Origin of the sequence: Flagellimonas sp. (assembly GCF_965215805.1) — a bacterium.
In the GTDB taxonomy this organism is placed as follows: Bacteria; Bacteroidota; Bacteroidia; order Flavobacteriales; family Flavobacteriaceae; genus Flagellimonas.
The window spans coordinates 3,713,000-3,725,590 of record NZ_OZ244124.1 but is presented as its reverse complement, the minus strand read 5'-3'; the positions used below and the strand labels follow the sequence as shown (position 1 = coordinate 3,725,590).

13 protein-coding genes are annotated in these 12,591 nt (G+C 41.9%); 4 read left to right on the top strand and 9 right to left on the bottom strand.

The window, feature by feature from the left end; all coding sequences use genetic code 11:
- Positions 1-41 precede the first annotated feature (41 nt).
- The 8 genes from ACOOE0_RS16505 to ACOOE0_RS16470 all read right to left on the bottom strand — a co-directional run bounded on the left by ACOOE0_RS16505 (position 42) and on the right by ACOOE0_RS16470 (position 8,536).
- Positions 42-2,264, bottom strand: a complete 2,223-nt coding sequence (locus ACOOE0_RS16505; RefSeq protein WP_420400010.1) for an NADP-dependent isocitrate dehydrogenase — start codon at positions 2,262-2,264, stop codon at positions 42-44.
- A gap of 622 nt (positions 2,265-2,886) precedes the next feature.
- The gene (rplS, locus tag ACOOE0_RS16500) at positions 2,887-3,237 is read right to left on the bottom strand and encodes a 50S ribosomal protein L19 (RefSeq protein ID WP_420400009.1); all 351 of its coding nucleotides are present in this window, start codon (positions 3,235-3,237) and stop codon (positions 2,887-2,889) included.
- A 130-nt stretch (positions 3,238-3,367) separates the two neighbouring features.
- A complete protein-coding gene (locus ACOOE0_RS16495; protein ID WP_420400008.1) occupies positions 3,368-3,685 on the bottom strand; it encodes a hypothetical protein in 318 nt (105 codons plus the stop codon).
- A gap of 1 nt (position 3,686) precedes the next feature.
- Positions 3,687-4,361 carry a tRNA (guanosine(37)-N1)-methyltransferase TrmD gene (trmD, locus tag ACOOE0_RS16490; protein WP_420402235.1) on the bottom strand — a complete coding sequence of 225 codons (675 nt, stop codon included), beginning with the start codon at positions 4,359-4,361 and terminating at the stop codon, positions 3,687-3,689.
- Between the two features lie 32 nt (positions 4,362-4,393).
- Positions 4,394-4,834, bottom strand: a complete 441-nt coding sequence (locus ACOOE0_RS16485) for a GNAT family N-acetyltransferase (protein ID WP_420400007.1) — start codon at positions 4,832-4,834, stop codon at positions 4,394-4,396.
- Between the two features lie 27 nt (positions 4,835-4,861).
- Positions 4,862-5,464, bottom strand: a complete 603-nt coding sequence (locus ACOOE0_RS16480; protein ID WP_420400006.1) for a tRNA (guanine-N1)-methyltransferase — start codon at positions 5,462-5,464, stop codon at positions 4,862-4,864.
- 106 nt (positions 5,465-5,570) lie between these two features.
- Positions 5,571-7,019, bottom strand: a complete 1,449-nt coding sequence (locus ACOOE0_RS16475) for a glyceraldehyde-3-phosphate dehydrogenase (RefSeq protein WP_420400005.1) — start codon at positions 7,017-7,019, stop codon at positions 5,571-5,573.
- Between the two features lie 125 nt (positions 7,020-7,144).
- On the bottom strand, positions 7,145-8,536 hold the full coding sequence (locus ACOOE0_RS16470; protein WP_420400004.1) for a S1C family serine protease: 1,392 nt from the start codon (positions 8,534-8,536) through the stop codon (positions 7,145-7,147).
- Between the two features lie 133 nt (positions 8,537-8,669).
- Here ACOOE0_RS16470 and dapF point away from each other — a divergent pair, with 133 nt between their 5' ends.
- The 4 genes from dapF (at position 8,670) to ACOOE0_RS16450 (ending at position 11,807) form a co-directional block, all read left to right on the top strand.
- Positions 8,670-9,443 (top strand): diaminopimelate epimerase, encoded by a 774-nt coding sequence (gene dapF, locus ACOOE0_RS16465; protein ID WP_420402234.1) that lies wholly within the window; start codon positions 8,670-8,672, stop codon positions 9,441-9,443.
- Entirely contained in the window at positions 9,437-9,970 is a 534-nt protein-coding gene (locus ACOOE0_RS16460; protein WP_420400003.1) for a GNAT family N-acetyltransferase, read from the top strand. Before dapF ends, ACOOE0_RS16460 begins: the two co-directional genes overlap by 7 nt.
- Positions 9,960-11,003 carry an endolytic transglycosylase MltG gene (gene mltG, locus ACOOE0_RS16455; protein ID WP_420400002.1) on the top strand — a complete coding sequence of 348 codons (1,044 nt, stop codon included), beginning with the start codon at positions 9,960-9,962 and terminating at the stop codon, positions 11,001-11,003. Before ACOOE0_RS16460 ends, mltG begins: the two co-directional genes overlap by 11 nt.
- Before the next feature lie 159 nt (positions 11,004-11,162).
- On the top strand, positions 11,163-11,807 hold the full coding sequence (locus ACOOE0_RS16450) for a hypothetical protein (protein ID WP_420400001.1): 645 nt from the start codon (positions 11,163-11,165) through the stop codon (positions 11,805-11,807).
- A 52-nt stretch (positions 11,808-11,859) separates the two neighbouring features.
- On the opposite strand, the gene ACOOE0_RS16445 is transcribed toward ACOOE0_RS16450, so the two are convergent.
- Positions 11,860-12,588 carry an SAM-dependent methyltransferase gene (locus ACOOE0_RS16445; protein ID WP_420400000.1) on the bottom strand — a complete coding sequence of 243 codons (729 nt, stop codon included), beginning with the start codon at positions 12,586-12,588 and terminating at the stop codon, positions 11,860-11,862.
- Positions 12,589-12,591: the final 3 nt, after the last annotated feature.

The window sequence follows — 12,591 nt, the reverse complement described above, 5'->3', positions numbered from 1 at the left end:
TCGGTATCTTTTGGTTAACAGTTTGTTTTTCGGAAAATTCTCTAATTCAGCTTGGCTAAAATGGTATTCAATGTCTGGCTCGGTCTCATGGCTTTTGAAGCCATATCCGCATCAGGAAGGTAGTAACCACCTATTTCCATATTAGTACCCTGGGCATCAATCAACTCTTGTGCAATTTTTGCCTCATTGCTGTTGAGCTCCGCTGATATGCTGCCAAAAATGGCCTTCAGTTCTGCGTCTTCATTTTGCTCCGCCAGCTGTTCTGCCCAATAAAGGCATAGGTAAAAATGACTTCCGCGGGTATCAAGCTCGTTTACCTTACGGGAAGGGGATTTATCATTGTCCAAAAACTTTTCTGTGGCCTTGTCCAAAGTATCTGCCAGTACTGTAGCCTTTTTGTTTTGATTTTTCTCTCCGTAGAATTCCAAGGAAACACCTAAAGCCAAGAATTCTCCAAGGGAATCCCATCGCAGGTGACCTTCTTCCAAAAACTGCTCCACATGTTTGGGTGCAGAGCCTCCGGCACCTGTTTCAAAGAGACCTCCACCATTCATCAAGGGAACTATGGATAACATCTTGGCACTGGTGCCCACCTCCAAAATTGGGAACAGGTCCGTTAGATAATCACGAAGTACATTTCCAGAGACGGAAATGGTATCCTTACCCTCCTTTACGCGTTGCAAAGTGAATTTTGTTGCCTCAACAGGGGAGAGGATGTGGATTTCCAAACCACTGGTATCATGGCCTTTGAGATACTCATTGACTTTGGTGATCAACTCGGCATCATGAGCCCTATCCTTGTCCAGCCAAAATACGGCAGGGGTATTGGTTGCCCTTGCCCTGGAAACCGCAAGTTTTACCCAATCTTGTACAGGAGCATCCTTTACTTGACACATTCTCCAAATGTCACCTTCCTCCACAGCATGCCCTATAAGCGTACTATTGTCAGTATTACTTACTACACGAACGGTTCCTGCTGTCGGAATCTCAAAAGTCTTATCATGGGAGCCGTATTCCTCGGCCTTTTGGGCCATTAGACCCACATTGGGAACAGTACCCATGGTGGTGGGGTCAAAGGCTCCGTTTTCTTTACAAAAATCAATAGTGGCCTGATAAACACCTGCGTAGCTGCTATCAGGAATAACAGCCTTGGTGTCTTGCAGCTCGCCATTCTTGTTCCACATTTTTCCAGAAGTTCTGATCATGGCAGGCATGGAAGCGTCGATGATCACATCACTTGGGACATGCAGGTTGGTTATTCCCTTATCAGAATTTACCATGGCCAAATCAGGCCCATTTGCTATGCTTTTGGCAATGGCCTGTTCAATTTCTTCGCGTTTGGCAGCTGGAAGTTCCTGTAGTTTATCCAACAAGGTTTCCAAACCGTTATTGGCATTTATGCCCAATTCCTCAAATGTGTCCTTGTACTCGGTAAACAAATTGGAGAAATAAGCTTCCAAAGCATGCCCAAAAATAATGGGATCGGAAACTTTCATCATGGTGGCCTTGAAATGAAGGGAGAGTAACAGGTTTTCTTCCTTGGCATTGGCTATTTCATTTGTAAGGAAATCTACCAAAGCTTTTTTGCTCATCACCGTGGCATCTATAACCTCGCCTTTTTGAAGAACTACTTTCTCCTTTAAGACGGTTGCATTACCACTGGCATCAACCAACTCAATCCGAATATCATCGGCACTGGACAAGGTCAATGACTTTTCATTGTTTCGGAAGTCTCCATGATCCATAGTTGCCACATGGGTCTTGGAGTCAGCGGACCAAGCTCCCATGGTGTGCGGATTTTTCTTGGCGTAGTTTTTAATGGCTTTTGGGGCTCGCCTGTCTGAGTTACCCTCACGAAGTACAGGATTTACAGCACTTCCCTTTACTTTATCGTATCGGTCTTTGATGGCTTTTTCGGCATCATTTTGAGGTTCATCCGGGTAGTCAGGTAAGTTGTATCCCTTTTGTTGCAATTCTTCTATAGCCTCCTTCAATTGAGGAATGGAAGCACTGATATTGGGCAATTTTATGATGTTGGCTTCAGGGGTTTTGGCCAAATCCCCCAAGATTTTCAAGTCGTCCGAAATCTGCTGATCCTCGTTCAAAAATTCCGGAAATACCGCTGCAATCCGACCGGCCAAGGAAATATCCTTGGTTTCAATTTCAATGTTTGCAGTATTTGTAAAGGCTTTTACAATGGGTAAAAATGACTGTGTTGCCAAGGCTGGAGCTTCATCAGTCTTCGTATAAAAAATCTTAGCCATCTAGGTGTTTTTATTTGAGCGGTGCAAATATACAATTTATGGCTGTTGGTATACTAAGTGATTTGACGAAAAGTGTGATTTTGGAGGGATTAAAAAACAAAAGCCATATCTATGTCGAAACATTGATATGGCTTTCTGAAAGGAGCTAAAAGATTTTATTCTGCGTTGCCGCAAAATTGCAACCATTGATTGCATCCGTTGCTCCCTTGACGTTTACTCAACACTATGCCTTTAATTTTGCAACTAAACAACATCTTGTAAAGTGTCCTAATAGTTTCCTAAACCCTATCAAAACGAAAAATTGCTCTCTCGCCCGCACATAGGATTTCTCATTTCTATTTAGGCTACACCGAGGCGCTACCTCCTTCGAAATTCCTTTTGTGATCAGTAGTGTTACCAATTCAAAGGGAAACATCAGTTTTTAAAGAACGTCAACTTTAAAATCAAACACGAGCTCGATTGCTCTCCTTCGTATTTGTTTGACTAAATTAGAATAAACTGTCAGATATCCAAATTTTGTAAGCAATTAAAAATCAACAATGTATGAACGATGGTTATTAACAATTGTTCATAAAAAAAGCACCCAAATTGGGTGCTTGATGTTTTACTAAGGAAAGTGGGTTTATCCCCGAACTTCCTTGATACGTGCCTTTTTACCGGTAAGCCCTCTAAAATAGAAGATTCTAGATCTACGAACCTTACCTTTTTTGTTCACCTCAACGCGTTGAAGTGCAGGCATGTTGATTGGGAAAATTCTTTCCACTCCTACAGTTCCAGACATTTTTCTGATAGTAAAGGTCTCTGTTGCTCCAGATCCCCTTCTCTGAATTACCACTCCTTTAAAGAACTGGGTACGTGTTTTTTCGCCTTCCTTAATTTCGTAGTATACCGTGATGGTATCACCAGCTGAAAATTTTGGAAAGTCTTTTTTTGGAACAAATTCGTCTTCAACAAATTTTATTAAGGATTCCATGATATGCTTTTTTTATGTTTTACAATATCAACTTTCACGAGTTTCGTCAGAGGTTAATTTTGCGATTGCAAAAGTAATGCAATATTTAGAATTGACAAGGGCTTTTTTCTTTTTACAGCTGATTCTTTTCTTAAGCCGATTTTCGGACATGTCCAATCACATAAACCAACAGGCCTATACCAAATAGGATGTAGGGGAGTGGCCCAATAATAGCAAATATCTTTGTCCAAGACAAAACGGAATCTGCACCTCGCTGACCCGCAAAAAGGGTTCCAGAGAAATTGAGGATGCTAAAAACCAAGGTTAGTATACTTCCAACAAGCATAAGCAGGGTACCTGCGTTTTTTTGCTTGGTCACCAGAACAATGCATCCTACAATTACGGCCAATTGGGCAAGGGTACCCAATATGGAGCCCAAAGCGAAAAAAAGAGTATAAGAATCGTCCATATTATTTTAATAAATCAGGTCGTTTTTTTGTAGTGCGTTCCATAGCCTGCTCCTCCCTCCATTTTTCTATCTTGGGAAAATCCCCGCTTAGCAATATTTCTGGAACTTCCTGTCCTTTATAGTTGGAAGGTCTGGTATACACGGGGGGCGCCAGTAGGTTGTCCTGGAAGGTATCGGTCAAGGCTGAGGTTTCATCATTCAGCACCCCGGGCAATAGTCGTATCACGGCATCGCAAAGTACCGCGGCGGCCAATTCTCCTCCAGACAGTACATAGTCACCTATGGATATTTCACGGCTAACAAACATATCTCTGACCCGTTGATCCACGCCTTTATAATGTCCACATAGAATGATTACATTTTGTTTTAGGGAAAGTTCGTTGGCAATCCCTTGATTCAAAGTGTCCCCATCAGGTGTCATATAAATGACTTCATCGTACTCCCTTTCAGCTTTGAGTTGGGAGATGCACTTGTCAATGGGCTCAATCATGAGTACCATTCCGGCGCCACCCCCAAATTGATAGTCATCCACCTGCTTGTAATTTCCCGTAGTATAATCCCTAAGATTATGGAAATGGACTTCCACCAAACCTTTTTCCTTGGCCCTGTTAAGAATGGAGGCGTTGAATGGACTCTGCATTAACTCCGGTAAGACCGTTATAATATCTATCCGCATGGGCACAAAAATAAAGAAGTATTGTGGATACCCTATTGTGGGTTCTTCCAAAAATAATGCAGGTAAGCCTCATCCTTTTCCCAACCCAATCGTTCATATAGTTTTTGGGCTGGATTATCTGTGGCTGTTTCCAAAGCGAGTCCCTTGCCATTTTTCAGTTGGCAAAAATCCTTGGCATGATTCAAGAGTTGTTCGCCTACACCTTTTTTTCTAGCTTTAGGAGCAACAAATAAATCGTTCAAAATGTAAAACTGCTGCATGGACACGGAAGAAAAGGTGGCGTACAATTGGGTAAAACCCACTGGAATTTCATTTTCCAAGGCAAGGAAAATAACGTTTTCCCCTTTTCTAAAACGTTCCAAAAGAAAATCTTTTGCTGCCTCTACATCCGATTCCTGTCCATAAAAAACACGATAGGCGTCAAATAGAGGAGCGATAAGGTCAACATCCAAGACTGTAGCTTGTTTGATCATCCCTTAGAACCTTAAAAGTGGACTTTGTTACTTTTTGTTTTTGTTCAGTTCGTCCTGAAGTTGTCGGCTAATTTTCTGCTCGCGTTCCAATGCACGACGTCTGTGCTCTTCAAATTCCTTTTCAAGATCGGCCAGTGCCTCCTTGGCCTGACTGGTTAGAACATTGCTATTCCTGAACCTGTAAATAAATAGGAGCAAGAATAGGAGCAAGCCAACTATAATTCCCCAAAGAATAAGTTTGTAGGTGCCTTTGCTAACCTGTGCTCCAAAAAAGGACATGCTATCTTTCTCTGAAGTAACCGTTTTTAGACTGTTCGAAGTTTCTTGCAGCCTTGCGTTTAGATCCTCTATTTCCGATTTGTTATTGGTAATGGTGGCAGATAGGTCTTTTATGGACTTGTTGGCGGTGTTTATGGAATCAAATATGTTTTCTTTGATTCGATTCAAATCCACAAGGCGAATTACCTCATACCGAATACCATTGGCCCTATAGTTACCGGATTTTTTTTCCAATCGTTGGAATTGGCCCACCAAAGACGGATCTTCCTCATCCTGATTGCTTTGTTGCGCAGATAAGGTCAATAAAGGGGTTAGTAAAGCTAGGGCGAATAAATATCGTAATCTTCTCATGGTCAATGTTCTTTAAATTTAGATTAAGGGTAGGGCGAAATTACACCAATAAACTAAAATTCAAAAGAAAATCGCCCATGGGAGCACCTACCAACCCCAAAATTGTTTAATAATAGGTATAGCGTCTAACTTTGGCAATGTACTTTGCCAATCTGATCACCTGATGGGAGTATCCGTACTCGTTATCATACCATATATATAATACCACACTTTTCCCATCTGCGGATACCAGGGTGGCCTGACTATCATAGATGGATGGGGCAGAGGCACCAACAATATCAGAAGACACCAGTTCATTGCTCAGGGAATATTTGATCTGTTCCACCAAATCCCCTTCCAGTGCGTACTTTTTCAAAATGGTGTTCAAGCTTTCCTTGGAGGTCTTATTCTTGACTTCGAGATGAAGAATGGCCAAGGAACCATTGGGTACCGGAACACGAATGGCGTTGGAAGTCAGTTTGCCTTTTAAGGAAGGTAAGGCTTTGGCAACAGCAGCTCCAGCTCCGGTTTCTGTTATGACCATATTTAGGGCGGCAGCACGACCCCTACGATACTTTTTGTGCATATTATCCACCAAGTTCTGGTCGTTGGTATAAGCATGTATGGTCTCCAAATGTCCTTTTTTGATGCCAAGGGAATCCTCTATGACCTTTAGGACAGGAGTAATGGCGTTGGTGGTACAAGATGCTGCGGAATAAATTTTAGTTTTTTCAGGATCAAACTCGGAATGGTTCACCCCATGCACAATGTTGGGAACCTCTTTTCCTGGGGCAGTAAGCAACACTCGGCTGGCTCCTTTGGCTTCCAAGTGTCTGGAAAGTGCCTCCTTATCCCTAAATGCTCCTGTGTTGTCTATGATCAAAGCATTGAAGATTCCGTGCTTGGTATAGTCAATGGATTCTGGTTTGTCCGCACTGATAAACTTGACCGTGGTTCCATTAACAATCAGGGCCTCATTCGCTGCATCCACATCCACGGTTCCCATAAATTGTCCATGCACAGAGTCTGTTTTCAACAGGGCTGCACGTTTTTCCAAAATTTCGTGGGACAATTCACCTCGTACTACAACAGCTCTTAATCTTAATTGGCTACCTCTTCCGGTTTTTGCCATAAGCTCTCTTGCTACCAATCTACCAATTCGGCCAAACCCATAAAGTACTACATCTTTGGGCTTGATTTCCTTGGAAGCCTGCGCATCCTTGAGTTTCTCCAGCACAAATGCCTTTACATTGAGGTGCGTATTATCTTCGGAATGGTATTCATAGGTCAATTTTCCAATGTCCAGTTTGGCTGGGGGAAGGTTGATATCGTTAATGGCTCGAAGAATTTCCACGGAATCAAAAATGGAAATGGGTTTTTGGACAAATTCACCCGCATACTCGTGCAGATTGATGATGTCACTCACATTTTTGTCTATGATTTGATTTTTGAAAAGCACCACTTCAATGGCCTTGTCATACCAAAGATCACTGATGATCTTGATGAATTCGGTGGTGGCTTTTCTACGATCGGCTTGGAATGCAAGCTCCTTTTCGTAAGACTTGATATCTCCCATAGGATTTAGTTGCTTGAGTTTTAAGTTTGCGGCAAAATTATATATTTCAAACGTTTTCGTAAAGGGTTTTGACAATAAAAAAGCACCCTGAAAGGGTGCTTTTTCAAGTCTTCAAAGAATAGCGATTATTGCAAAATTAATCGCTCTTTTTCACCTTTTTCGTTGATCATAGTGAAGCTTGTTCGACCATATCTTGAGATTTCCCCAAAATGCTCACGCGCATCATCTATGTTGGTGATATCATTGTCATCCACGGCAATGATTACCTTATTTTTCAAGTCATACCTTCCATAGCCTTCCGGTACATCAATAATCTTGACACCTTTTTTGACTCCGAAGGTCTTTTTGTCTTCATCGGAAAGGTTCTTGACCATAAACCCGGTTGTTGGCAAAATGACGGTTTGCTGTTTTTTCAAGGTAACCTTCTTGGTCAATTTATTGCCATCCCTATCCACAACAACATCAACGGTGTCCCCTGGTCTTTTGGAGGATAAATATCCAGTTAGTTCAGAAAATTTACGAACTAGAATATTATCAACTTGTTTAATGATATCACCTTCTTGCAAACCAGCTTCTTCGGCACCGGAATCCTCAGAAACTTGGGAGATATATACTCCTTCAATTTCATCCAAGCCCAATTCAATTGCAGCTTGCGAATTAACGTTAGCCGCAGAAATTCCCAAAAGACCGCGTTGTACATTTCCAAACTCCATAATATCCTCTACCACTTTCTTTGCAATATTGCTTGGTACGGCAAAGGCATAGCCCACATAAGATCCTGTTTGGGAAGTAATAGCGGTATTAATGCCAATAAGGTCACCATTGGTATTTACTAAAGCGCCTCCGCTATTTCCTGGATTTACCGCAGCATCTGTTTGAATAAAACTTTGGTTTCTTCCCAAGGAACGGGCCTTGGCACTAACAATACCTGCTGTAACTGTAGAGGTTAAACTAAACGGGTTACCTACGGCAAGCACCCATTCCCCAACGCGGGAATTGTCCGAGTCTCCAAAGGCTAAATAGGGTAGTGGGCGATCTACATCAATCTTCAACAAAGCAATATCGGTATTGGAATCCGCACCAATAACCTCGGCTTCATAGGTTTTTTTATTGTTTAAGGTCACCTCCAATTGGGTGGCATTGGCAATTACATGATTATTGGTAACGATAAAACCATCAGGCGAAATAATAACCCCTGAACCTGTTCCTATTTGTGGGGTCTGTTGGCGTTCAAATCCGTAAAAGAAATCGGATAAACTATTTGACCCTTTATTGGTGCTCAAATTTTTCACGTGTACCACGGCGTTGACCGTCTTTTCAGCCGCTATGGTGAAATCCACTTCGTTAATACCGGCACCTTTGGCCGAGGTGGATAGGCTACTGGTACTTAGTATTGGGGTATTTTGATCTGCTTGCACCCATTTATAGTTGTCTTCTTCAAAAAATAATTTATATGCTCCCAAGGTAATGGCTCCTGCAAAGAGGCCTACTAGGAATAAACCGGCTATTCTTTTCATAATTCAGTAAAAATTTAACATTTAGCTTCAACAAAATTAAATGAATCCTATAATGGCTTTGTCGGTTTAACTCGCTTTTAACTACAAAAAAATCCTTAAAGAATACCCTATATTTGTTCCTTTGCAGAGAAGTATGCAACTGGATTTTTACAAATACCAAGGAACCGGGAACGATTTTGTTGTAATCGACAACCGCCAGGATGTTTTTCCCGAAAATAATACCAAAATCATTTCGCAATTGTGTGACCGCAGATTTGGTGTGGGTGCGGATGGGCTTATTTTGCTTGAAAATGACGATGCGTCCGATTTTTATATGAATTATTACAACTCGGATGGGAGTCAAAGCATGTGCGGGAATGGAGGTAGATGTGCGGTTGCGTTTGCCCAGTTTCTAGGGATAATTGATGAACAAACCACTTTCAAGGCCATTGATGGACTTCATACGGCGACCATAAAAGGAGATATAGTCACCCTAAAAATGCACGATGTGGAAGAGGTGCGCCAAAAGGATGCCTATAGCTTTTTGGATACCGGTTCACCCCACCATGTTCAACTGGTTCATGAGCTCGAAAAATTCAATGTAACCAAAGAAGGGGCCAAGCTAAGGTACGGGCTCTATGGCAAGGCAGGGAGCAATATCAACTTTGTGGAACAAGCCGATGCGAACACCTTTGGGGTTAGGACATATGAGAGGGGGGTGGAAGACGAGACGCTTTCCTGTGGTACAGGGGTTACTGCTGTGGCCATTGCTATGCACAAAACGGGGAAAACCGAATCCAACGAAGTGAACATAAAAACCCCAGGTGGAGACTTGACCATAAGTTTTGACCAGCAAAATGGTTTGTATACAGACGTCTACCTCCAGGGGCCTGCCCAAATGGTATTTAATGGCAAAGTATCATGGTGAAGTTGGACGGCAAACATATTTATTTGAGAGCTTTGGAACCCAAAGATTTGGATTTCCTGTACCAATTGGAAAATGACACCTCCATCTGGGAAATCAGTGGTACGCTAAAGCCCTATTCCAAAAAAGTGCTCCGATTATATCTGGACAATGCCCACAGAGACATTTTTGAAGTAAAACAATTACGCTTATGCATCTGCACATTGGATGACCAATGTGTGGGCTTGATCGATTTGTTTGATTTTGACCCAAAGAATAAACGGGCAGGCATGGGAATTGTAATTGCCAAACCTGAGGATCGGAATAAGGGTTGGGGAGCAGAAGCAATCGAAATCCTTTGCAATTACGCTTTTACCACGCTGGACCTTCACCAGCTTTATGCCAATATTTTGGAGGAAAACAAACCCAGTATCCATTTGTTCGAAAAGTTGGGATTTGACCAAATTGGGGTTAAAAAAGAGTGGGTAAGGACCAGCAACGGGTTCAAGAACGAACTAATGTTCCAAAAAATCAATAGTAATGCATCTTAAGAGAGTGCTCTGGGCCGCGGCCATCCTAGGTCTGATTGTTTGTGGTTTTATTGCGTACCAAATTTACAGCGCCATTTTCAGTCCCAATACCCAATTCAATAATGAGGAGGCTTTCGTATATATTGCTTCTGATGCCAATTTATCGGACGTTAGAAAAAGTTTGGAACCCTTGGTCAAGGATTGGTCCAGTTTTGAGGCAGTTGCAGACCGAAAAGGGTATTCTTCCAACATCAAAGGAGGAAAATATGTCATTAAAAATGGGATGAGCAACAATGACATGATCAATACCCTAAGAAGCCAAAACATTCCTGTAAGAGTATCATTCAACAATCAAGAATCTGCGGCAGCTTTGGCGGGAAGAGTTGCTGAACAAATAGAAGCGGATAGCTTATCCTTATTGAAAGCTTTTAATGACGCCCAGTTTTTGGGAGAAGCAGGTTTTGATGAAGATACCAAATTGGCCATGTACCTACCCAATACCTATGAATTCTTTTGGAATACCAGTGGTGATGGTTTTCGGGATAGAATGTATAAGGAATACAAAAGATTTTGGACGGAAGACCGATTGGAGAAAGCCAAAAAGCAAAATCTAACCGCTGCACAGGCCATCTCCTTGGCAGCCATAGTGCAGAAAGAGACCGTAAAATCTGATGAGCGTCCAAGAGTAGCTGGTGTTTACCTAAATCGAATTAAAAAGGGCATTTTGCTCCAAGCGGATCCAACCGTGATTTTTGCCATCAAAAAAGAGACGGGGAATTACGATACCATTATAAAAAGAGTCCTGTATCGGGATTTGGAGATTGATTCCCCTTATAATACCTACAAAAATGCTGGAGTTCCTCCAGGTCCGATCACCATGCCGGACATAACTTCCATAGAAGCCGTTTTGAATCCTGAAAAACACGATTATCTCTATTTTGTGGCTGATGTATCCAATTTTGGCTATCATATGTTTGCCGAAACACTTGCGCAACACAACCGAAATAAGGTGCAATACATCCGTTGGCTAAATCAGCAAAATGTCCGCAGATAATACCGCTTACCGTTAATTTTCAGCCTTTTAACGTTATTTGGGCCACAATTAAGAAATTCTTATGAGCTTTATTATTGTTAAAATAAAGTCTCCCCCTATATTTGCCGGCCAAATTTAATTTCATAGCAAATGTGCTTTGAATCATTAAATATGTGAATTATGAAAAGATGGATTGGTTTTATACTGCATCTTGCCATGGTTGTGATTTTAACGAGTTTTGTCTCGTATACCACTCCTAAAAAAGTGGACTACAAGATTCCGGATTCGTTGAAAACAAGAATCAATGTGGAGACCATAGTGCTCGAGGAGCCTTTGGAAATCCAGGAAGACGACCTAGTGACCCCTCCTTTTTTGGGGAATGCCTATAATGGTTTTAAAGAAGCTTTGGCATTTAAGGAGTCGCAAGGAAGATATGACGTTATCAATACCTTGGGGTATCTTGGAAAGTATCAGTTTGGAGTAGGAACACTTAAATTATTGGGTGTCTACGATTCCATAGATTTTCTGAATAACCCTGAATTGCAAGAAAAGGTTTTTGAAACAAATGTTGCGAGGAACAAATGGATACTTAGACGGTACATAAAATTGTACAACGGGAAACGAATCCGAGGTACGGTTATCACCGAATCCGGTATTTTGGCAGCAGCTCATTTGGCTGGAGCCGGAAATGTAAAAAAATACCTGAGATCCTATGGAAAGAACGATGTTGCGGATGCTTATGGAAGTAACATTTCGTATTACATGAGAAAATTCTCAGGATTTGACATCTGTTCCATTGAGCAAAAAAGAAATGCGAAAATTTAATTAAGTTTTTTTAAGTAAGTAATATGGCCCAAGGTTTGTCCTTGGGCTTTTTTTATGCCTGAATAATAAAGATAGTGGGTCGTTTGTTCAGGTCTATTTCTATTTCACTCCATTCATGGACGCTTTTGGTCTGTATAAATTCGGTAGGCAGGGTAATGTCCGCGGCTATACAGAGTCTGGTTTGCTTTTGCAGGGTTTTGGTAAGCTCAAGCAGTAATTTTCCATTGCGGTACGGAGTCTCCATAAAGATTTGGGATTGGCCAGTATCCCTAGACAAGCGTTCCAATTGTTTTAGTTTGGATTTTCTTTCGGGGGTATCAATGGGCAAATATCCATTAAATGCAAAGTTCTGTCCATTCATTCCACTGCTCATCATGGCCATTAAAATGGAAGAGGGTCCCACCAGAGGAACTACCTGAATGCGTCTTTCATGGGCCACTTTGATTACCGCAGCACCGGGGTCGGCAATACCGGGGCAACCCGCCTCGGACAAAATTCCAATGTTGTGACCACTGATACAGGGGTCCAAATACGATGGAATTACAGCAGGATCCGTGTATTTATTCAGTGTTTCTATATGCAAACTGGGTTGCGGTTTGCTAGGGCTCACTTTCTTGATAAAGCGTCTGGCTGTCTTTTCGTTTTCTACCACATAGTGGTTAATGTTTTCGATGGTGCGCTTGATGGAAATGGGCAGAACCTCCAAAGGGGCATTGTCTCCCAAAGTGGTGGGAATCAAATAGACTTTACCTAAAACCAGACCAGGTTTGCTTTCTTCCATCCG